The following is a 22,574-nucleotide window of genomic DNA, read 5'->3' on the forward strand; positions in this document are numbered from 1 at the left end:
TATTGCCCTGGAGTCCTATACCTGGCTCCCCTTATCAATACGGTGTCAATACGGACTCAATACGGACAAAGTCCGTATTGAGTCCGTATTGACACCGTATTGATAAGGGGGGCGGTATGGTTATTACAAAAAAGGAACGCCGGGGTTAGCCGGCGTTCCGATGAATTGAGACTCTGAGTGGGCTTAGAACCTGATCCTGGTGCCGATCGCGGCATAGTTCACATTGGCAAAGGTGTAGACCTCGTCGATGTCCGATCCTCCTTCGAGGAAGCGATAGCCCAGATAGAGCCCGTAGCGGTCGTTAAAATCGTAATTGAAAGCCAGCAAAACGTCTTCCGCGCGGCCGAAGGGTGAAGCCAGTGCTTCGCCTTTGAGGATCACGGAAAGCTCGTTGGTGAAGTCGTAGCCGAACTCAAAGCCGATCAGGGGCACGAAGCCGAGGTCGGTCTTTTCCGCGTAGCCATCCTCGTTTTCCAGCGAGATCACGGCGTCGCGGACCTTGCCGGAGAGGCCTATGGCACGGATGCCGATGTTCTGGTTTTTGAAGCGGTAGAGATATTGAAGCCTGAAGCTGTTGAAGCGGTAGACGGCATCGATCTTTTTCCCGGCGGTGAAGGTCTCGCCCATGAATTCGACGTTGTAATCCAGGGTGCCGGTGGGCCGGATGGTGAGCGGAGCGGCCAGCAGTGAGACCTGGTGGCGGGGGGTGATCTTGTAATGCAGGTTGGCGCGGCCATACATCACGGTTTTGGAGCTCAGGTCGTCGGTGAAGGAAAACATGGTGCTGTTATCTTCTGGGGCGTTGGGGATGCGCAGGTCGTTGTAGCCGGAGAAGGCGGCCCCGGTTTCCAGGTCCAGGCTGAACTTCGATCCAATCTGGGCCTGCCCGAAAGCCAGGCTCGCGATGGCAAGCAGGATAATTGCAAGCAGTGTATATTTCATTTGTTGACTCCACTATGTTGTTTTTGGGGACAATTTAATCCCGCCTCCGGAAAAAGCAAATTAATCCGGTCGTGCCTGGCTGGTCTGATGAAAATTAGCTTGACATCAAAAGGCGGTTCGGAGGTTTATGGCTTGTTAGATTCCCAAAATGGCGGAATCCCGCCTGGATGGGAATTTGAACGACAGACAAAGGATGGAATTGATGATCCGGACCAAGTATCTGCTCCTGCTGCTCGCGGTCCTGCTGAGCGCCCTGCTGAGCGGCGAAATGCTGATCCCGATGGACGCCACGCAGAGCAACCATCTGAAGGCGTACGGGGTGGCCTTTCAAGCGCTGAAGGAGCAATACGTGGTGAAATGGCTGCTCAACTACCGGGGCGGGAGCTTCCTGATGCCGGAATCCGGCAGCCTGGCAGCCCTCTGCAACATCCGCGGAGTGCGCTTCGAGCTGGTTTCCTCAGGCCAGGTGGCCGCGATCCTGGAAGAGATCCAAAGCTCGAACATGGAGGCGGTGGTCCTGGAAAAAGAGCCCAAGATCGCCATCTACATACCCCCCAATGCTTTGCCTTGGGACGACGCCGTGACCCTGGCCCTGGAATATGCTGAGATCGACTATGACCGCTTTTGGGACGACGAGGTCCTGGAGGGCAAGCTGGCCGATTATGACTGGCTGCATCTGCATCACGAGGATTTCACCGGCCAGTTTGGCAAGTTTTACGGCGCCTACCGTCACACACCCTGGTATCAAAACGACGTGCGCGTGAACGAAGCGATGGCCGCCAAGCACGGCTACGCCAAGGTTTGGCAGCTTAAGCACGCCGTGGCCCAAAAGATCCGGGAGTTTGTGGAAAACGGCGGCTTCATGTTTGCCATGTGCGCTGCCACAGACACTTACGACATCGCGATGGCGGCTTACGGGGTGGACATCGTGGACGGCCTGATCGACGGCGACGGGATCGACCCGCAATACAAGAGCAAGCTGGATTTCAGCCGCTGCTTCGCCTTTGAGGGTTTCACGCTCAAGACCAATCCTTTTGAATATGAGTTTTCCGATATCGACGCCAGCGACTATTCGCGGCTGCGGGGCCCTGAAGCCGATTATTTCCAGCTTTTTGACTTCTCCGCCAAATACGATCCCGTGCCCACGATGCTCACCCAATGCCACGTCAACGTCATCAACGGCTTTCTGGGCCAGACGACCTCCTTTTTCAAGGACAAGGTGAAAAAGAGCGTGATCATCCTCGCCGAAGTGCCGGGCCAGAACGAGGTCAAATATCTGCACGGCAACATCGGCAAAGGCACTTTCACCTTCTACGGCGGGCACGATCCTGAGGATTACCAGCACAAGGTGGGCGATCCGGAAACCATCCTGGACCTGCATAAAAACTCCCCCGGATACAGGCTGATCCTGAACAACATCCTCTTTCCCGCCGCCGAGAAGAAACAGCTCAAAACCTGAGGAGCGTTTAGTGAAAAGATTTTACAGCAATATGTACAAGACCCAGGTCAAGGTGGGCATCTTCACGGTTGTGGTGCTTGCAGTCCTGGTGCTGGGCTATCTTTGGCTGAGCAGCAGGATCTCCACCACCGCGCAGAGAGAACTGAAGATCAGCTTTGAGGACGTGACGGGTCTGGAGATCGGCGACAAGGTGAATTTCCGGGGCATGGAGATCGGCCGGGTCAAAAAGATACAATCCCGGGCCGAGGACATCCTTCTGACCGCCAGCATCGACAGCGCCATCCGGCTCAAGGAAGGCGCGCGCTTCTATATCAGCGACAGCAGCCTGATGGGCGGCCGGGTGTTGAACATAGCACAGGGGCAGGGTGAGGGAATGATCGACCTGGACCTGGTCCAAAGCGGCGAATCCCCCGCAGGGTTGATGAGCATCGTGAGCAAGGCCGCCACCACCATCGACGACATCAACGCCGTGCTCAGGGACCTGCGCAAGGATGGCGGCTTGATCGACAAATCCTCGGTCTTGCTGGACAACGCCGACAGTGCCGCGCGTTCGGTCGACGCGCTGGCCTTGGACGTGAAAAGCGAGATCAGGGCAACCTTGGACCGGGTCGAAGAGCTGACGGGGCAACTAAATCAGATAGTGGCCGCCAATAGGGACAAGGTCAATTCAGTCCTGGATTCTGCGCCGGAGGCCATGCTGAAGGCCTCCGCCACCCTGGACAGCCTGCGCAGCGTATCAAACCGGCTGGGAACGGCCCTGGAAACCCTCAACAGCGGAACCGGCACGGCTTCCCGGCTGATGAACGAAGACGAACTCTACGTCAGGCTCCTGGATTCTGTGGCTGAGCTGGACACGCTGGTCAAAGAGATCAGGGCGAATCCCAAGAAGTATCTCAAGATCAGTGTCTTTTAAGGAACTTTCATGAAGATCAGGTTTCTCCTCATCATCCTGCTGCTGGCCCTGACGGGTTACGCCCAAGCCTACAATTTCGGCCAAAACAAGGTCAACGCCAGGCCCAGCGAATGGTCCATGCTCCAGACCATGCATTTCGACATCCATTTCCCCCGGGGCGAGGACGAGTTTGGCAAGCTGGCGGCCCTGATGGCGGAGGAGACGTACTACGCCCTGCGCGACGACCTGACCTTTCCGGCCCAGTCACGGATCCCGATCATATTCTACGGCAACAAGACCGAATTTCAGAATACAAACATCATCTATCCGCTCCTCTCGGAAGGGGTCGGCGGCTTCACTGAAAGCCTGCGCAACCGGGTCGTGATCCCCTTTGACGGCAGCTATGCCAATCTGGAAAAACTGCTGGTCCACGAATTGACCCACGCCTATATCAACGCCCTGGACAAAAATCCCTCCGGGTCTTTGTACACATTGCGCCCTGTTTCCTTTCCCTTCTGGTTTTCCGAGGGCCTGCCGGAATTCCTTTCCCTGGGCGGCGAGGACGACTACAATAACATGTTCATCCTGGACATGGTGGTCAACGACAAGCTACCCAAGCTGGAAAACCTTGGAGGATACTACGCCTATCGCCTCGGAGAAAGCTTCCTGACCTACATCGCCAACACCTACGGGCGCGAAAAGGTCTCCGAATACTTCTTTGCCCTGCGGTCGCTGAAGATACTGGACAACGCAACCAAAAAGGTCTTTGGCATGGAATTTGAGGATCTGGAATCTCGCTGGCGCTACCAACTGAAACGGGACTACTTTCCCCTCATCAACAGCCACGCGATCCCCGGCGAGAACATGGAACAGAGGACCGACAGCGAAAAGGACGGCTCCTACTTCAACTTCGTGCCGCGCTTTTCCCCCAATGGCGACCGCTACGTCTATTACAGCAGCGCGGGCGCCCGCTACAGCATCTGGATGGCCGGATTCCACGGACTTTCCCAGCCAAAACGCATACTCATGGGCGAAGCGACCGGACGGGTCGAGGAATTCTACTATTTCCGCTCCAATCTGAGCTGGTTTCCCGATAACCGCAGAATCGCCTTTGCCGCCAAAACTGCCAACGGCGACCGCATCCACATCCTCGACGTTGATCGGGAGAAGATCGTGCAAACGCTCGATCTAAAGGATTTTGACGCCATCTATGAGCTCGATGTCGCTCCGGATGGCAAGAGCATCGTCTTCGCCGGACAAAAAAGCATGCAGTGCGATCTCTATCTCTACGGCCTGGAGAGTGGGGTTCTGACGCAACTCACGGATGACCTTTACAACGAGGCCCAGCCGCGTTTCGCTCCAGACGGCACAAGCATCGTCTTCTCCTCGGAACGCAGCCAGAACCGGGATAGCGAGCGCAAGGGGTTTTTCGCCCACCTCCATAGCGACATCTTCAGCCTGGAACTGGCCAGCGGCCTCATGCGCCAGCACACTTTCGAACACCAGGATTGCGGCTTTCCAATGCTCGACAGCGCCGGCAACCTGCTCTACTACATCACATCCGAGGAAGGCGTGAGCAATCTTTACGCCCTGGACCAAAGCGGCGGCGGCAAGACAAAGGTCACCAATTTCCTCTCCGGGGTCTATTCCGCGGACCTTTCTCCCGACGGCAGGAACTTCCTCCTCTCGAACTACTTTGACCAGGCCTGGAACATCTATTTCACCCCCGGGCCCAGGGACAGCCTGATTTTCGCCGAGTATCCCGAAGCCATTGTCCATGAGTCTGAGGGCGATCTGATGGACAACGTGGACCTGAGCCAACTGCATTATTTCGGCAAGCGGGAAAGACAAATCCCACGCCGGATCAATCCCGCCACTCAATACGACCTGCGGCGTCCGCTATTTGGGGACGCGCCCTCCTTTGAATTCACCCGGGAGGATTCTCTCCATTTGACCCGGGACTTCAGCTTTGACGAGCGTCCCACCACGATCGAGACCATCCCGACCGTCAAACCCTACAAGACCAAATTCGCTCTGGACAGCCTCTGGGGCGGCCTGGCCTATTCATCCTATGTGGGCACGATCGGCTATGTGGAACTGAGCCTGAGCGACATGATGGGCAACCACGGCATCGGCATCAACGCCGGAGTGGCCGGCAAACTGGAGGACTCCAACCTCCTGCTCACCTATTTGTATTTGAAGCAGAGGATGGACTATGGCGTGGGCTTGTTCAACCTCAACCAGGAATTCTACTTCCGCCGTTACCAACCGGGGCTCGATGACTACTATCGCTATCGGGAAAGGCAGACTGGGCTTTACTTACTGACCCGCTATCCCTTCAGCCGCTTTCTCCGCCTGGAGCTGGACCATATGCTCTATCAGCGGGGCCAGTACCTGTCAGAATGGAATTGGGCAACCCCAAGCATCGGCAGTTGGGGTCCGGAAAAAAAGGAACAGGACATAGTCTACACGCCCGGCCTAACCCTGGTGCATGACAATTCCCTGTATGGCTCAACCGGGCCGCTGCTGGGCTGGCGCGCCCTCTACAACCTGAGCACCACCCTGGCCGACGGAAATGTCGAGTATGTGACCAATTACCTGGATTGGCGCAGCTACACCCTGTTCAGCAAGCGCTATGCCGTCGCGCTGCGCACCATCGCGGGCATCAGCCTGGGTGACGATCCCCAGCGCTTCAACCTTTATGGATACAACGGGGTGCGGGCCTATGAGGGCGACCTGAGCGGCGAAAAGAAAGCCGTGGCCAGCGCTGAACTGCGTTTTCCCTTCTTTGAATACATCAGCATGGCCTTCCCCGTGCCTTTGACAATTCCCAACATCAGGGGCAGCCTGTTTACCGACATTGGGACGGTGTTTGACGATTTTGACCGCTTCCGGGGCGTCCGCAACGGCAAACTGGAAGACCTTTACATGAGCTATGGCTTCGGTCCCAGGCTGAATCTGGGCTACGTGATCCTGCGCTTCGACATTGCCTGGCTCACCGACCTGGCCTCCAGCTCCAAACCCACCTATTACCTCAGCTTGAGCGAAGATTTTTAGCAAATGAGATAGATACAAGGAGATAAGAAACATGAAGATCGACTTGCTGCGCAAGCCAACCGAACACATGGACACCGTGATCGTCATGCACGGTGACAAAGGGGATTTTCACAGCGTTGAAAGCCTCCCCGAATATATAAAGAACGCCATAGCGGTGGTCGTCAAACAGGACGATTACGCCTTTGATTACGACTCCGTCAAAAACTTCTCCATCATTCACCAGAAACACCGCTGCAACATCATCCTCTGCGGGGTGGGCAACACTCACGAACTGGATGGGGAAAAGCTGCGCCATCTGTTTGCCCGGGTAATCCGGAGCGCGATGAAACTGGGGTCCAAAGAGGTTTTTCTCTTCCCCGGCTTCACCAATCCCGTGGGCGAGGTGAATTTCGGCCACATTCTGGCCGAGGCCGCCCTGCTCGTGGATTATAAGTTCGACAAGTATCTCAGCGCGGATAAGAATCAAGGCCTGCAGTCCCTGCATCTGGCTCTGAACGTCAAATCCACGCGCCATGTCAACCGCGGGATTTTGGAAGGCAGGATCTATGCAGAAGCCACCAATCTGGCCCGTGACCTGGTGAACGAGCCCGCCAACGTGATCTATCCCGAAACGCTGGCCGATGCAGCCAAAAAAGCCGCTTTGCAATACGGCTTCTCCATCGAGGTTTTCGGCCAGGACAAACTGAAGCGGATCAAGATGGAAGCCTTGATCGCGGTTGCCAAAGGCTCAAAGCACGAACCCCGCCTGATCCTGATGTCCTATCACGGCAATCCAGAACCCAAGGCCAAAACCATCGGCCTCATCGGCAAAGGACTCACCTACGATAGCGGCGGCTACTGCATCAAAACGCCTCAAGGCATGGTCAACATGAAGAACGACATGGCCGGCGCGGCCGCTGTGATCGGGACCATGGCCGCCATATCGACCCTCAAGCTCCGGGTGAACGTGCTGGGCGTGATCGCGGCTTGCGAAAACATGATCTCCGGCGAAGCCTACCGGGCCGGAGACATCATCCGCAGCATGGCCGGCAAAACCATCGAGGTCATCAACACCGACGCCGAGGGCCGACTGACCCTGATCGACGCCATCCATTATGCCATCAACCGCGGCCACGTGAACAAAGTGATCGACATCGCCACCCTCACCGGAGCGGCCGTCGGGGCCTTGGGTAACCAGATCACAACCGTGCTCACCAATAACGATTCCCTGCTGGAAAAGCTGCAACTCGCATCAGAATTGACCGGAGAGAGGATCTGGCAACTCCCTGCCCACGAAGGCTACAAGGAACTGCTCAAATCCGAGATCGCCGACCTGAAGAACACCGGGGGTCCCTTTGCCGGAGCGATCACGGCGGGCCTGTTCCTGCAGGAATTTGTGGAAGGCAAGCCCTGGCTCCATCTGGATATCGCCGGAACCGCTCTGAAAGACAAGGAAAGCGGGATTAACGCCTATGGCGCGACCGGGGTCGGCGTGCGGTTGCTTACCCAACTCCTGCGCGAAATGGAATAGCCAGATGCACCGCTTGATAATAGTGATACTTGTTCTGGGGCTGCTGCTGTCCCTATTTGCCTGCGGAAAGAAAGCTGGCGAGGACAAAAAGCTGATCGTGGTCTCGATCCATCCCTACGAGTTGCTCGTCAGGCAGATCGTGGGCCAGGATATCAGGGTGCAAACCCTCATCCCGGCAAACGCTTCGCCTCATACTTTCAGTCCCAAGCCCAGGGAACTCAAAGAGCTACAGTCAGCCGAACTGGTGCTGGTTAACGGGTATGGCCTGGAAACCAATCTGCGCCAGGCTTTGGAATCGGTCGAGGACAAGCTCCTGCGGGTGGAGGACATGCTCAGGACCCCGCCCGGGCAAGCCGATGCTGAGCTGAATCCACACGTCTGGCTTTCCCCGCGCCGACTCCAACAGCTTGTGATCATGCTGAACGACCGTCTGCAAACTGCTTTTCCCGAACACAAAGACACCATCGCCAACAACAGCGTTGACATCATCTCCCAGCTTGCCGCCTTGGATGCCCGCATCAGGCAGGAACGCGACACCTTTGCCAAGACGCCCATGATTACGTTCCACGATAGCTTTCACCATTTCCAGAACGATTATGACCTCGAGTATCTGGGCAGCGTGCAAAGCTCTCCGGGAAACGAACCTACTCCCAGGGAACTTTCCCGCATCGGCGACCTGATCCGGGAACACGGCCTCCAAGCCATCTTCGTTGAACCACAGATGGACCGCAAATCCGCGACAGTTCTGGCCGATGAATTTGGCCTGGAGATCATCGAGCTCGATCCTTTGGGCTACTCCTTCAAACCCAAAACCATCATGGACGTCATCCTCAACAACTGGGAGGGCATGAAACTCAGCTGGCAATGAGGCACAGCAAAGATGATCAGGATCAGTGGCCTTTCCCATTGTATAAACTCAATGCCTGTCCTTGAGGACATCAACCTTGAGCTGACCGATGGCGAGTTTGTGGCCATCATCGGTCCCAACGGCGCTGGAAAATCCACCCTGATCAAGCTGATCCTGGGGTTTCTTCCCCTGCAAGGAGGAACGATACAGATCGATGGGATCCCCCATCTGGACTGGTTGAAAAAGAATCCGATCGGATACCTGCCCCAACGCGAGGATTTTGACCGTCGGTTTCCGGCCCGGGCTTTGGACCTCGTTTTAATGGGCCTGGCGGGTGAACTCCCTGTGGGAGCCAGATTCAGGCCCCAGCACCGCAAACGCGCGCTCCAGGCCCTGGAAACCACCCAAACAGCCTATCTGGCCGGAAAATTCATCGGATGCCTCTCCGGAGGTGAATTGCGGCGTGTTTTCCTGGCCCGCGCTTTGGTCTCAGACAGCAAATACCTGATCCTGGACGAACCTGAAGCCTCGGTCGATCTGCCCGGCGTACAAAGCTTCTTCACCTTGCTCAGAGAACTGAACAAGGCCGGAAAGACCATCATCACTATCTCCCACGACCTGAACACCCTCACCGATTACTGCAGTTTTCTGGTTTGCCTGAACCGGCGCCTGCACTGCCACAGCCAAACCGAACTGGTAAATGCCGAGATCATCCACAAAACCTTCGGCCAGGACGTGCGCGTGATCATGAAGGACTATTGACGATGCTATACGCTTTTCTGGTCCATGCGCTGCTGGCAGCCGTCCTGTCTTCGGTATCCCTGGCATTGTTTTCGCCGTTTGTGACCCTGCGCCGCATTTCCTACATGGGCGAAGCGCTTTCCCACATCGCGTTTGCGGGAATCGCCATAGCCCTGCTGTTCAGCCTGAACCTGCAGCTCACCACCCTGCTCTTCGTGGTCGCCGTCAGCCTGGCCATCTCCTGGCTGGCCCGCAGGCACAAATTGGAGGAAGCCAATACCATCACCATCTTCCTCAGCGTTTCCATGGCCCTGGGCATCATCCTCATCTCCCTGAAACAGAGCTATAGCTTCGACCTGGCCAGTTATCTCTTCGGTAATGTGTTGATGGTCACAATTTCCGACCTCTGGCACCTGGGGATCTTGCTGGTGGTGAATCTGGCCTTCATCTTCCTGCTCTACAAGGAACTCTTCTATCTCTCATACAACGCGGAAATGGCGCAGTTTTACAGGCTGCCGGCCAATATGGTCAACCGCCTCTTCATGATCCTGCTGGCTGCCAACATCGTCATAACCCTGCGCTCCGCGGGGATCATCCTGGTGAGTGCCCAACTGATCCTGCCTGCCGCAACTGCCTTCAATCTGGTGAAAAGGCTGGACCATGCCGTCCTGGCCAGCGCTCTGATCGCCATTCTGGCCGCTGTTGGTGGATTCGCCCTCTCCTGGTGGCTTAATCTGCCCACCGGCGCCAACATCGTGGTTCTGGAATTCCTCTTTTACCTGATCAGCCTCGCACTGAGTAAAACCATTCTGGCCAAGTCCGTGGCTTAGCAAGCCATTGAGCAGCTTGCCGAAGCTGATTCACTGCTTTCCAGCTGCATTGGCATGCTGCTCTACCATCGGACTGGTCTATAGGGGCCTGCCGACGATGAATTTGACCATGAAATCAGGCGCGTAGCTGCTTTTAGCCTGCCTCAGGCCCTCCAGGCCCATGTCCTGCTCGCGGTTGATCCATTTGTATCTGCCCCGCAAGCGCCTGGCCGTCTCCCAATTGATGATCTGGGCGCTGCCTTTCATGTCCGGATCGAATTTTTCAAAATGGATGTTCACCATGTCGGTAGTAATCTCGCTGAAGATCGCGTAGGCCGAGATCAGGTTGTGGTGGCAGATCAAGAGCCCATCCACGGGGATCTGGTCCCAAAGCTCCAGGGTGTTGCAGATGGCCTGGAATTCGGTGTTCAGATAGATCCCCTCCACGTTGCGCTCCCTTTGCCATTTTTGCGTGAAGCGCCTGATCACATCGAGCTTGGCAGGCGTGATGGGCAGCACGGTGTAATCCGGATAATTTCGCACGAACTGGGAGATCAGGTTTTTCTTCTTGGCCAGCTTTTTGCCGCTCAGGTTCACCATGCTCTCGACCGCGTAGACATAGTCGTCCCAATCCCGGATATGCTCGATCTGGAAGTAATCCCCCAGGTCCGGATTGGTGGTTTCCCAATCCTCCGGGATCAGGATCAGTTCCGCCTCGGGACCGGTACTCCGGTAGATGTCGATCAATTCAAGCAATTCGGCTGAGCTTAATCCCGGCCCGACGGGATAAAAGACATAGTCATATTTGGGATTGACCAGGATCAGATGATCGCGCCAGATGGCGTATTGGTTGTTGTAAATGCGGCCCCAGGTCATCAGATTGCAGATGGAATAATCGCAGGCCTGGCGTGGATGTTTGACCAGATACTCGCGCAGGATGGGAATGTCGGCCGGACCGAGGGATTTGAGGTTCAGCATGTCCGACGCGTCAGTCCTGTTTGAGCAGGAAGGGCGTGTAACCCTCCATCCGGGCAAAGCCCAGGGATTCGTAAAACCTTTCGTAGCCAGGCTCGGAGATCAGACCGATCCACTGGATCTGGTCGGCCTTGAGTTTTTCCAGCAACTTGCCAATGATTGCCTTGCCGATACCCCTGCCCCGGTAATCGCTATGCACAACGACATCCTGGATATAGGCGTCGCTGACCCCGTCGCTGATGGCGCGCCCCATTCCGACGATCTCCTCTTTGTCTTCCGCGATCACAAAGCAGTAGGTGTCCGCCATAATCTTTGCGACTGTGGCAAGGTACTCCGGATTCTCGTCGGTCTGCCACCAACCGGGATGCCGGTAGAGAGCCAGAATGGCTTCCGGATTCGCTTCCTTGACGATGCTTATCTTTATGTCAGGCATAGTGTTGATTCCTTTGCGATTCATTCTCTGGCCTGCATGTCCAGCCGCAATCTCCGTGTTTTAAGAAACCATGCCAGAATTCCCCCCTTTTTGTCAAGTGCCTTTCCTGCCGGGACGCTCAATTCTGCAGGAAGAGGGGCAGGGTGTATTTCAGCTTGAGGTTGTGGTCCAGGTCCGAGGCCCCGCTATCCAGATCGACGGAAAAGCTGGCCTGGTAATCCACCCAAAGGCCTTTCTGCAACTGGAAATAAAGCCCCAGCGTGCCGGAGCCGAAGTTCTCCGCCAGCCAGCCGTCATGGGAATATTGCAGCTCGAGATAGCTGTTGATGAGCGGGCTCTTCAAAACAAAGCGCAGAGGCGCGAATACGCTCAGGTGGTTTTCCCCCTCATCCCTGAAATAACGTACCGAAGGGCTGAATATGTATTGCGCGGTGGTGGAGCCCAGCAAAGAATTGGAGAGTGAAAACCAGTTCTGCCAGGCCTCGAAGCGCGCTTTGCTGGCCAGAGAATCAGGCGAAACGGCCACCACAGCGGTGGAAAATTCGATCCGGAGCTTGTTCCACTTGTCTTTGTTGTCCTGGATCATTTCCTGCAGCTTGGCATTGATCCCATAATCATCGTCGAACTGGGACATCAGGGCTTCCAGCGCATCCGGGTCATCGGCCAGATCTGGGTCCGCGTACAACTCGGCATTCAGGTAGCTCTGCTGGGCGCGGAAATAGTCTTCAAAGAATTGCGGCCAGGCCCGGTTGAAATTCCCTTTGGGGTCAGCCCGGTCGATAAGCTTCAGGCGCAGGCCCAAAGAGGCTTTCCGGCGCCCGTCATCCAAGCCGGTGGTGGCCAGGGACAGCCGGGAATTAAAGAATATCGGGCTTCTGTGGTAGTCCTGCAGGGTGATGTCCTTCTTGTAAAGCAGCAACGGCGCGATCTCCAGCGCGAAGGTCTCAGGAATGATGGTCGTTCCAGAGGCCAGGTCGGATATGCTGACGGACATGCCGTTGTCATCGATCGGAGGCAGGGTGGAGCTGGGTTCCACGCCCAAAACCATATAGGCCGGGACCTCGGGCACCCCGTAGATCCGGAACAGCTCTTCCAGCGGGATGTTTTCATAATAGGTGTCAGTCAGAGCTCCCAGGCCAAATGAGATTGTAATCAAAAGCAGTATGACCGGGAGTCGCCTGATCATTCCTGGCCTCCGAGCTTGTACCGGATGATGATGTGCTCCATATGCAGCAAGTCGCGCAGGGGTTTGGCCTTTTCCTGGAAAAAGACCTGCTCCTCCTCCAGAAAAACCTCCAGGGATATCCTGCATTCCTTGATCATGGCATCCACGAAATAGAAGCTGGACCGCATCTCGATCCTGCCTCCGGCCAGCTCGGAAGGAGGGGTTTGGATGGTTTTGCGGTAGATCATCGGCTCTTCCAGCTTCTTGAAATCGTAGGGGGTCTCGATCTCCAGGCCAGCACTGCTAAACGCATGCACGGAAAAGGCGCCCTTGACCACACCCATGCTCTGGCGCACGATGAACTTGTATTTCTCTTCAACCAGTTCAGCAACGCTGTCGCCATCCGTAACCACCGGCTCGGGTTCTGGTTCCAGCAATTCTTCAAACACTCTCATTGGGTCCTCCCATCTTCATTTGACTATCGCCATCCGGCGATAAAACGTCTCTGCGCCAGCTTTGAGCCGGCACAGATAGATCCCGGCCCCGGCTTCACGGCCGGACCGGTTGCGCCCGTCCCATTCCAAGCTGTGGCTTCCCGCGGGCAGGTTGGAATCGATCAGTTCTGCCACTTTCTGCCCCCGGAGGTTATAGATGCTGATCCGGACAGGCTGTGCCGATCGAAGCTCAAAGCTGAGAGTGGTTTTAGCGCTGAATGGATTGGGGTATTGCTTCAAACCGCTGATGGCGGCCGGAACTGTGTCCTCTGGATTGGAAACATAGGGTGATTGGAGTTGGACCTCGATAACCGCGGCTCCCACGACGCCGCGGCCCAGCGCGTCGGTCCAGGGCCGGTCCGGTTCCGTAAGCCAGCTGTGGCCGCATACACCGTTGGTATCGAAATGGATGATCTGATACTCAAAGAGGTCCAGGATCACAGCGATCTGCCCGTTCAGGACCACATCGCTGTCCACGTCGAGCTCGAACCATTGCCCCAGGTCGCACATCACGTCGCCGATATCCAGCAAGGTCTGGCTGGTTATGGCCCCTTCGGCGAAGCGGTTCACCTTGATATTCACCAGGCCCGGCACTGCCGGAAAGCCCCAGGGATCGGCGGAAAGCATGAAAGCCACTTTTTTGAGATTGAAATCCTCAGCGCCGAGGTTGAAATCCACCGCCGCCTTGATCGGAACGGCGCCCCGGCCAAATTCGGAGTGCACCGGAGCGTCGCTCAACCAGTTGAACCAAGTTGGCTGCTGGGGATCGACCATCCGGACCCGGGCTTGCCGGACTGAGCTCAAGCCGGAGCCCGTGGTGGCGCGGACCTTGATCTCGTGATGGCCGGGAGTGAGGAAGCCATCCGGAATGTCCAACACATACGGGCTTGAGTAGAGCAGGCCCAGGATCATCCCGTCCAGGCTGAACTCCACGGACACGATAACATCCCCGGGAGCCGTGATCTCCGCGCTGATCTGATGTTCGCCGGGAGTGAGGATCTCCCCGTCCGCGGGGCTCAGGTTGCCGATCTGCGGAGGCAGCGGACCTGAACTTTGGCCCAGGATGAAAGAGATGGTCCCGCCGGCCTCTGAAATGCTGTGGATGTTCACGGGAATGGGATTTCCGGAGCCAAGGAAGCAGTTGGGGTCGCTGAACTGGTTGAATTCCGTGCGGCTGCTGTCCAGGCTGAAAGCGGCTTGCGCGATCAGGCCGTTGTTCGCTGGCCCGCCTTGGGGACGGAAGACGTATACCTCGTCCGGAGGGCCCTGCGCGTTTCCGTTTTGGGCTTCATTGATCCGGTGGATGAGGAGTCCGGAGCCGGGCAGGCCTGCCTCAAAAATGTCGGAATCCTGCTTGCGGTATTCCAGGACCAGGTATTCAGTCCCGGAAAGCGGTACGCGATAGGCGTTGTTGGTGGCCGAGGTAACCGGACTGAGGGTATGGAAGCCTTCTGAGATGGTGGGTATGGGGCTTATCCAGCCGCCGTAGCGCGCTTTCATGTGCATGCCCATATGCCCGTTGCCGCTTTCCATGATGTCCCAGCAGCCGGCCGGGGTGAGCCCGTCAAAATTGTAGTGGTAGAGGTCCGGCGCGCCCACGGAATGGAACATCTCGTGGCAGAGGGTGCGCACGCTGTTCTGGTTTTCCGGCTGGAAGGTGAAATCCCAGACCATCTTGCCGTTGATGTACACATCCTGGGCGTAAAGCGCCCAGCGATGCGCCCAGAGCAGTTCGGCCCAGGCGGTATGGGGCCCGCGGATGATGAAGCAGACGTTGTCCACGAAGCCGTCGTTGTCCGCGTCGATGTTCAAGCTGGCCGGGACCTGCGAGGATATTGCATTGAGGGCGTTGGCCAGCAGGATGTGTTCTCTGTCCGTGCGCTGGTAATCCCGATAGCCCTGGGGATTGGTGACGGCGTTGTAGGGCATGTAATATGCCCGCGGATGGCTGTCCGTATAGGAAAGATTGACCTCTGGGGCGCAGACCGGATAGTGGTGGGAAACGTAATCCAGCTGGTCGTAGCTCACCTGGTGGAAATAGTTGCGCAGTGAATATTCGTCCGCGCCCACGGAGTTGAATTTGGCGTCGTATTCCCCGCGGGAAACCTCAAACTCCGTCTGGTCGCTGAATTTGATATAGACCACGAGGTTGTTGACCGTTCCCAGGTTTGGCCCGCGCGAGCCGCTCCGGGCATGGGAAGTCATGAAATCCACCTTCGCCTGGTATGCCGCCGGGGAAATGTTGATCCCGGGAACCAGGCCCAGAGCGCGGGGATCATGTGCATCGACCCGCCAGGCCGAGGGAACCGGTTCTCCGCCAGCCAAAACGGCATAATAGTAGTATCCGTCCGCGGAGCTTTGCATGATGGAAAAACCCTCCGCGTCGTGCAGCCGGTTGGCAAATTCGTCTCCCGAAGCCAGCAACGCCAGGACGGATCCGTCGGGCTGCTCCACCGCGGTGGGCAGATTTATGAAATTGGCCGCGCAGAGGAACAACGGCGGCAGGAATAAAAGCGTCATCCAAAATTGTTTCATCTTACCTCACTCAAGCTTGTTCGTGCAATTTTTGCTCCGCTTGGCCGATCCTAAACCAGGGCCAGCCAAAACATCGCGATGGCCAGGGCCACGATCAGGATCATCACCCAGATCCAGCCTGTCTTCCGGACCTTCCCGCAACTGGGGCAGCGGGTTGCCCTTTTTTCCACCAGGGATCCGCATCTGCGGCAGATGTCCCAGACCGGGGCCTGCTCCAATGGGGGTTCGGGGCGGTTCTGATCCGGGCCGGGACGGTTCGGATCCTGACCGGGCCGGGGAATTTCGCGTCGGCTGGATTCCCCTCCCGTGCGGGGAACGCTTTTCAAGATCCTGCTGATGATCATGACCACCACAAATATGATTATAAACCTGGACATCGCTACTCCATATGCTAAAGTTCTTTGCCAAACAATTCTGCCCCTGCCATATCTGTCAATCTTTAAGTGCGCGGGAACCATCAGGGCGGCCTCAAGACCCAGCGCAAGCTTGGCCGAACGTGGATAGGCCCAGGGATTTGCGATTTTCATTGACAAAATTCCGGCGCTTTTTGGGATGGCACAATCACACGGGTGATTAGCTCAGCTTGGTTAGAGCGCTACGTTGACATCGTAGAGGTCACTGGTTCGAGTCCAGTATCACCCACCACCCTTGTTTCCGGGGTGATTAGCTCAGCTGGTTAGAGCGCTACGTTCACATCGTAGAGGTCACTGGTTCGAATCCAGTATCACCCACCACCTCACTCTTCCCTCATAATTCTGCGCTTCTCTTCCCGCCGTTTGAAGCCTGGATCAGCATCCCGCTCGCCTCATCGACGCATGTAACTCATCATCAGGATATTAGCCCCTTAGCTGATCATTTGGCTCACCTTTATGGCTTATAAGGTTGCAGGGCAACTACTTGGCGCATACATACCTTTGTCGCCCCCCTTATCAATACGGTGTCAATACGGACTCATTACGGACTTTGTCCGTAGTGAGTCCGTAATGATAGCGTAATGATAAAGGGAGCCATGAGAGGCAAAAATGCAAATATCACCCAGGCGCGGTTATCCCGCCGGGGTGATTTTTGCCTGCCGGCGTCAAGCCATACAAAAAAGGGATTGACAATTTAGGGTGTTTTGAGTCGATGCATTCCAGTGGAAAAAATAACTTAAAATGGCACAGGAGTAGACGTATGAAGCTATACATACGGCTCTTAAGCTTGATGCTGTTGCTTGGTTTGCTTGCCTTTGGCTGTAGCGGACCGACCGATCAGGAACAGGACAAGCTTAACAACACAGTCGTGGAAAGCCTCAGGATCGAAGACATTCCCAATGACGGGGGTGACGGTCTGATCGTAAGCTGGAAACCCCTGCCCAGAGCCCAGCGCATCCAGGAATACCGCATCTACCGCGGCGTCAACCCGGACACGCTGTTCTTTTTGGCCTCGGTGCAGGTGAACGTCAAGACCGGCGTGGCGTCGGACATGATGTACTATTACGACAGCGGTTACAACACCCTCATCGACATCGATTCCCCGGGCAAGCTCAAGAATGAAAAGGGACAAAAGGGCAGCATCCTCTATCGGGCTGTCCCGCGCGATACGGAGCTGGCGGCCAGGCTGGGCGAGAAATTCAGCCTTTATGCCTCCATCCCGGACAAGTATTACTACTACCGCTCCGAAAAGGCCCGCTCGGCCGATCCGGAAGACGAGACCGTCTACGCGGGCTTGAGATTCAACCAGCAGACCCTGCTGGCCTCATTGAAAAGCGCCGCCCCGGGCGAAGAGCCCATCCATTATTACTATACCGTGGTGCCGGTAAACGAGCGCAACCAGTATCTGGGCATCGCGGAACCCGCGAGCGGCTATCCCATCGATGACAGTCCGGAAAGATCGCCCGGCCTATACAGCGCTGCGATCGAGGACACGCGCAACCTGAACTTTGAATGGGACTATCCCCTGAACTTTTCTGATATCGCGGCTTACAGCATCTACATGCTGCCGGCAATATCGGATACCCTCTGGAACAACATGAGCGATCCGGAGCGGGAGACAATTCTGGCCAACCGGGGCATCATGCTCACGCAAGGCCCCGTCGGCGGAGGAGCTTTGAAGAATTACAGCGTGGTCAGCGAAGCCGACCTGCAGGGCCATCCTGCCGGGCTGAGCTGGGACGCGGCTGTCAATTCCCGATATGCCATCCGCTTCCAGGATTATGGATCTCCCGCGCCCTCGCCTTTGAGCATTCTGAGCACTCCGGTCCGCAAAACCAGCGCCGATCTGCCCAAGAAGGAAGATTTCTGGGTGGAAGACAAGGCCATGGACAAGGGCGATCGCATCACAGTGACCTGGGAAGAGCCGATCGTGACCCTGACCAAAACGACCACTCAGACCAAAAAGGGCACGACCCTGCAGATCAACTACCAGGTGAACAAAACCGATGCCCAAAGGATCGGAAACATCTATTTCGAGTTCTTTGAGCCCGGACAATCTGAACCTTTTGCCAAGGTCAACGAATTTTACCAGGACAACATCATCAAGGTCAAGATCCCGGAGCAGTATTCATTGCGCGACCGGGAGACCCTGCCCACGGATAGCTTGATGGTGAAGATCACGATAGCCACCAAGCCTTATACCCTGCATCCCAGAACCGGCCGCCTAAGTTGGGGCAAGTCCAGGCTGGTGGAGAATTATGAGCTGATCCAGTATCTGAAGCCGGATGCCGGAATGATGGCCTACATGCCCACCCGGGAACTTTTGCTCAATGGGGTTGACGTTTCCCCGATCCTGAACGCGATCTATCGCAAAAGCTACCGCGGCAGCTCTTTCACTTTGGTCAAAAAGAACACCTCCTACGAAAACAACCTGGATGTGACGATCCCCTACATCTCCAGCGTGGGGCAAGTGGTGGCCGGATTCAACTTCGTGAAGGACGGGATGCTCCATTCCTACGTGAACGGCGAGCGCCACTCCCGCAAGCTGGAACCTGGAGAGAAGATCGGAAACCTGGCCCTGGTATCCTCAGACATCGATTTCACCTATGACAAGGAAAACAAGACCCTGCTCAGCACCAGCATCTTCATCGACGAAGCGAAAAAGAAGCTGGACAAGATGAATGAAGACCTGGCCAAAGGCAAGGAGGAGCTGGAAGCAAAGCTGGGCGCCCTAAGCCTGGCCGCTCCTGGCACGGAAGCCGGTCTGCAGGCCGAGATCGAGGCCCTGCGCGGGGACATCGAAGCCCAGGAGAAAAAGCTCCAGATCCATGCCGACAACGAGCATTTCGCCCATTCCCTGGAATTCAATTCCAACCGGAACAGAATGCGCTTTGTGACATCCATCCGCGAACCCGAAATCCGCCAGCACACCTACATGGTGGTGAAAACAAACGGCCGCGGCCTGTTCACGGAATCCGATCCGGACATCCAGGCAGACGGCTCCTACAATTATTACGCGCCGATCTCCAACTGGTTCGACTGGAACAAGCTGCTCACCCTCTTTGCCGTGCTCATCTTCGGCGGCGCCGTGGTGGTATTCGTAAACCTGGCCAAACGGGGCAAGAACCTGTACATGCGCCCCATAGCCGGTTTGCAGGAGATCGACAACGCCATCGGCCGCGCCACGGAAATGGGACGTCCGATGCTATACTGCATGGGCAACGGCGGGCTATCCGACGTGGCAACGCTGGCCTCCATGGGCATCCTGGGACTGGTGGCCCGCAAAGCGGCGGAATATGACACCAAGCTGATCGTTCCCTGCTACGACTACATCGTGATGCCCATCGCCCAGGAGATCGTGCGCGAGGCCCATTACGCGGTGGGACGTCCGGACAGCTTCGACAAGAACAACGTTTTCTACCTCACCTCGGTCCAATTCGCCTATGTGGCGGGTGTGAACGGTATCATGATCCGCGAAAGGATGGCCACCAACTTCTTCATGGGCTATTTCGCCGCCGAGGCATTGCTCATGACGGAGACCGGAAACGCCGTCGGCGCCGTTCAGATCGCCGGTTCGGACGCCATCACGCAGATCCCGTTCTTCATCACCACCTGCGACTATACCCTGATCGGAGAAGAGCTCTACGCCGCCTCCGCCTATCTGAACCGAGAACCGATGCTTTTGGGAACCCTGAAGGCACAGGATTACTTCAAGTTCCTGATCCTCGTCCTGGTAATTGTCGGGGCGATCTTGGCGACTTTCCAAGTCACCGGCTTAATGCAACTTTTCCCCTTAAAATAGAAGAGGTCTTACATGAAGAAGACAATACCTTTATTAATCGTGATCGTGGGCGGAGTTATCTGGCTCGGCTGGGTTTTCATTCCCCACAGATACCTGGCAGATGTGTTCTACTATGAATTCTTCGTTCCCTGGATACGTGCCATGGCGCCTTTCGGAATGCTGCTGGGCGTGATGAGCCTGTCCATGATGCACTATAGCAAGATCAAACGCAGAGCCCCCAAATGGCAATACAGTTTCTTCTTCTTTGCCGGGTTCATCGCCACCTCGCTGGCGGGATTCATCGGCGGGACGCAGAAAGGCGGGCTCTACATGTGGCTTTTTGAGAACATGCAGATGCCCATGAGCGCCACGATGTTTTCCCTGCTCGCTTTCTACATGGCCTCGGCCGCATACAAAGCTTTCCGGGCCAGATCTCCTGAAGCTACGGTGCTGCTCGTCGCTGCCATTGTAGTTATGCTGGCCCAAGTGCCCCTGGGTGTGAAGATCAGCAGACATCTGCCCACCATTTCGCAGTGGATCCTGGACGTGCCCAACCTGGCTTCCAAACGCGGGATCATGCTGGGAGTGGGGCTCGGCAGCGTTGCCACCACCCTGAAGATCATGCTGGGAATTGAACGCTCCTACCTGGGAGGTGATTGACATGGCAGAGAGAATGAATTTCTTCGAACGCCTGCAAAGGCTTGACCGCAGATGGATCTACATCGTGGTCGCCCTGGCCATCATCATTCCGTTGCTGATACCCTATAATTCGGATAACGTGACCTCCGCCTCCACGGAAAACGTTTATCAGATGATAGATTCCTTTGCCGGAAGGGAAGACAGGGCCATCCTGATGAGCTTCTATCACGACGCTTCGACAATGCCAGAGCTCTATCCGATGCAGATCGCCATCCTCCGGCACTGCTTCGAGCGCAACGTCAAGGTCTTCCTGCTGTCCTTCCTTCCCACCGGCGCGCCCATCATCGACATGGCCGTCAACTCCGTGAAAGAGGAATATCCAAACATCAAGTCCGGAACGGACTACTGCAATTTCGGCTATATCCCCATCGCGCTGGCCATGCCCACGGTTATCGGCATGGGAGATAACATCTCCACCGCCGTGCCCACCGACGCAGAGGGCAGGAAAACAGAAAACCTGCCCATCATGAAAGGCATCAACAACTACAACGAGATGAACCTGGTGATCGAATTCTCCGGCTCCATCGCCGGCGGCTACTGGCTCACCTACGCGCGGCCCAAATTCGGCACCAACATCGCCGTAGGCGTCACCGCCGTCATGGCAGCCGACCAATACCCCTATCTGCAGACCGGACAGTTCATCGGCATGCTGGCAGGGCTGAAAGGTGCCGCGGAATACGAGAAACTGGTGGAGGTCTTTGCAGCCTATCGCGCTCCGGGAGACAGACTCTTCACACAGAGTCTGAATGGCGAAAAGATCGTTCCCGGCAGGGCCTTCAGCAAGGACGTGCTGGTCAAGCCCGAGGTCCAGGACCTGATCAAGATCACCACCCAAACCAAGGCCAGCTTCAGCGAAGCTGAATTCAAGGACTTTCTGGCCAAACACTCTCCCGAGGACCAGGCCAGAATGATCGCCGCCCAGACCAGGGAAAATGGCAAGATCGTCATCGATGTGAGCAAGCTCAATGCGGATGACTTTGAACGTGACGCCTGGGCCGATCTGAACCGCATGACCCGCAACACCCTCTATAAATTCAAGGTCGCCCGCATCGGCATGAACGCACAGTCGGTGGCCCATATCATGATCATCGTGTTCATCATCATCGGTAACATCGGCTACTTCATCCAGAAAGCCAGAACGGCCAGGAAATAAGGGAGGAAACAATGTCATTCGAACTCTTCAGTAATCTCGTGGGTGCCTTCTTCACCCTCTGCATCTTCTCCTTCCTTTACAAGGACAATCCCTTCTATCAGATGTCTGAACAGCTTCTGGTGGGTATTTCTTTGGGATATTCGCTGGTGCTGACCTACGAACGCGTGTTCATCCCCTATTTCTACCAGCCGATCTTCCTGCGCCATGAATGGATCCTGATCATACCCAGCATCATCGGTATGTTCTACCTGCTGCGTTTCACACGCAAGCTGAGCTGGCTGTCGCGCTATCCCATCGCCTTTTCCATGATGGCCGTGGGTGCCTCGGTCGCCCTCGCCATGCACAACATCATCCTGGTGCAGATGCGCCAGGCCATGGTGCCCATCGAAAACGTAAACCTGGCTCTGATCTTCCTCGGAACGATCGCCGTGCTGCTCTATTTCTTCTTTTCCAAAGCGCACACTGGGCTTTACGGGAAATTTGTCGATGTGGGCAAATGGTACATGATGGTGGGCTTCGGAGCTTCCTTCGGACTCACCGTGATGGCGCGTATCTCTTTGCTGATCGGGAGGATCCAGTTCCTGGTCAACGACGTCTTCATCATGCTCAAACAAGCCATTTTCGGCTAAGCACACAGATATGGAATCAAGTGTGGGGAAACTTGCATGA

The 22,574-nt window shown here is 56.1% G+C and carries 18 protein-coding genes and 2 tRNA genes; 13 read left to right on the plus strand and 7 right to left on the minus strand.

Going from position 1 to position 22,574, the window contains the following annotated elements; genetic code table 11:
• Positions 1 to 183: 183 nt before the first annotated feature.
• Positions 184 to 942 (minus strand): hypothetical protein, encoded by a 759-nt coding sequence (locus K0B87_00795; protein MBW6513285.1) that lies wholly within the window; start codon positions 940 to 942, stop codon positions 184 to 186.
• 202 nt (positions 943 to 1,144) lie between these two features.
• On the opposite strand from K0B87_00795, the gene K0B87_00800 reads away from it, so the two are divergent.
• Genes K0B87_00800 through K0B87_00830 form a run of 7 tightly spaced genes read left to right on the plus strand, consistent with a single transcriptional unit; the run spans position 1,145 to position 10,278 of the window.
• Positions 1,145 to 2,401, plus strand: coding sequence for an asparagine synthetase B (locus K0B87_00800; protein MBW6513286.1), 1,257 nt, complete (start codon positions 1,145 to 1,147; stop codon positions 2,399 to 2,401).
• Between the two features lie 10 nt (positions 2,402 to 2,411).
• Entirely contained in the window at positions 2,412 to 3,314 is a 903-nt protein-coding gene (locus tag K0B87_00805; protein MBW6513287.1) for an MCE family protein, read from the plus strand.
• Positions 3,315 to 3,323: 9 nt separating this feature from the next.
• Positions 3,324 to 6,350, plus strand: coding sequence for a BamA/TamA family outer membrane protein (locus K0B87_00810; protein MBW6513288.1), 3,027 nt, complete (start codon positions 3,324 to 3,326; stop codon positions 6,348 to 6,350).
• 31 nt (positions 6,351 to 6,381) lie between these two features.
• Complete coding sequence (locus tag K0B87_00815; GenBank protein MBW6513289.1) at positions 6,382 to 7,860, plus strand: leucyl aminopeptidase; 1,479 nt, start codon at positions 6,382 to 6,384, stop codon at positions 7,858 to 7,860.
• A 4-nt stretch (positions 7,861 to 7,864) separates the two neighbouring features.
• Complete coding sequence (locus K0B87_00820) at positions 7,865 to 8,728, plus strand: metal ABC transporter substrate-binding protein (protein ID MBW6513290.1); 864 nt, start codon at positions 7,865 to 7,867, stop codon at positions 8,726 to 8,728.
• Positions 8,729 to 8,740: 12 nt separating this feature from the next.
• Positions 8,741 to 9,469, plus strand: a complete 729-nt coding sequence (locus K0B87_00825; protein ID MBW6513291.1) for an ABC transporter ATP-binding protein — start codon at positions 8,741 to 8,743, stop codon at positions 9,467 to 9,469.
• Positions 9,470 to 9,471: 2 nt separating this feature from the next.
• Positions 9,472 to 10,278 (plus strand): metal ABC transporter permease, encoded by an 807-nt coding sequence (locus K0B87_00830; GenBank protein ID MBW6513292.1) that lies wholly within the window; start codon positions 9,472 to 9,474, stop codon positions 10,276 to 10,278.
• 78 nt (positions 10,279 to 10,356) lie between these two features.
• Here K0B87_00830 and K0B87_00835 read toward each other — a convergent pair whose 3' ends face one another.
• The 6 genes from K0B87_00835 to K0B87_00860 form a co-directional block, all read right to left on the minus strand.
• Positions 10,357 to 11,235, minus strand: a complete 879-nt coding sequence (locus K0B87_00835) for a DUF2156 domain-containing protein (GenBank protein ID MBW6513293.1) — start codon at positions 11,233 to 11,235, stop codon at positions 10,357 to 10,359.
• A gap of 10 nt (positions 11,236 to 11,245) precedes the next feature.
• Positions 11,246 to 11,665, minus strand: a complete 420-nt coding sequence (locus K0B87_00840; GenBank protein ID MBW6513294.1) for a GNAT family N-acetyltransferase — start codon at positions 11,663 to 11,665, stop codon at positions 11,246 to 11,248.
• Between the two features lie 118 nt (positions 11,666 to 11,783).
• Positions 11,784 to 12,851, minus strand: coding sequence for a hypothetical protein (locus K0B87_00845; protein MBW6513295.1), 1,068 nt, complete (start codon positions 12,849 to 12,851; stop codon positions 11,784 to 11,786).
• On the minus strand, positions 12,848 to 13,285 hold the full coding sequence (locus K0B87_00850; GenBank protein MBW6513296.1) for a hypothetical protein: 438 nt from the start codon (positions 13,283 to 13,285) through the stop codon (positions 12,848 to 12,850). The genes K0B87_00845 and K0B87_00850 overlap by 4 nt, the downstream gene beginning before the upstream one ends.
• 15 nt (positions 13,286 to 13,300) lie before the next feature.
• Positions 13,301 to 15,859, minus strand: a complete 2,559-nt coding sequence (locus K0B87_00855; protein ID MBW6513297.1) for a M6 family metalloprotease domain-containing protein — start codon at positions 15,857 to 15,859, stop codon at positions 13,301 to 13,303.
• A gap of 50 nt (positions 15,860 to 15,909) precedes the next feature.
• Positions 15,910 to 16,236, minus strand: coding sequence for a hypothetical protein (locus K0B87_00860; GenBank protein MBW6513298.1), 327 nt, complete (start codon positions 16,234 to 16,236; stop codon positions 15,910 to 15,912).
• 190 nt (positions 16,237 to 16,426) lie between these two features.
• Here K0B87_00860 and K0B87_00865 point away from each other — a divergent pair.
• From K0B87_00865 to K0B87_00890, 6 genes are all read left to right on the plus strand, one after another.
• A tRNA-Val gene (locus K0B87_00865) sits at positions 16,427 to 16,504 on the plus strand.
• Between the two features lie 12 nt (positions 16,505 to 16,516).
• Positions 16,517 to 16,593, plus strand: a tRNA-Val gene (locus tag K0B87_00870).
• A 439-nt stretch (positions 16,594 to 17,032) separates the two neighbouring features.
• Positions 17,033 to 20,074, plus strand: a complete 3,042-nt coding sequence (locus tag K0B87_00875; GenBank protein ID MBW6513299.1) for a hypothetical protein — start codon at positions 17,033 to 17,035, stop codon at positions 20,072 to 20,074.
• Between the two features lie 12 nt (positions 20,075 to 20,086).
• On the plus strand, positions 20,087 to 20,713 hold the full coding sequence (locus K0B87_00880; GenBank protein ID MBW6513300.1) for a hypothetical protein: 627 nt from the start codon (positions 20,087 to 20,089) through the stop codon (positions 20,711 to 20,713).
• 13 nt (positions 20,714 to 20,726) lie between these two features.
• Positions 20,727 to 21,905: a hypothetical protein gene (locus K0B87_00885; GenBank protein ID MBW6513301.1), complete on the plus strand. Its 1,179-nt coding sequence runs from the start codon at positions 20,727 to 20,729 to the stop codon at positions 21,903 to 21,905.
• An 11-nt stretch (positions 21,906 to 21,916) separates the two neighbouring features.
• Positions 21,917 to 22,534, plus strand: a complete 618-nt coding sequence (locus K0B87_00890) for a hypothetical protein (protein MBW6513302.1) — start codon at positions 21,917 to 21,919, stop codon at positions 22,532 to 22,534.
• Positions 22,535 to 22,574: the final 40 nt, after the last annotated feature.

The organism is Candidatus Syntrophosphaera sp., assembly GCA_019429425.1.
Lineage (GTDB): Bacteria > Cloacimonadota > Cloacimonadia > Cloacimonadales > Cloacimonadaceae > Syntrophosphaera.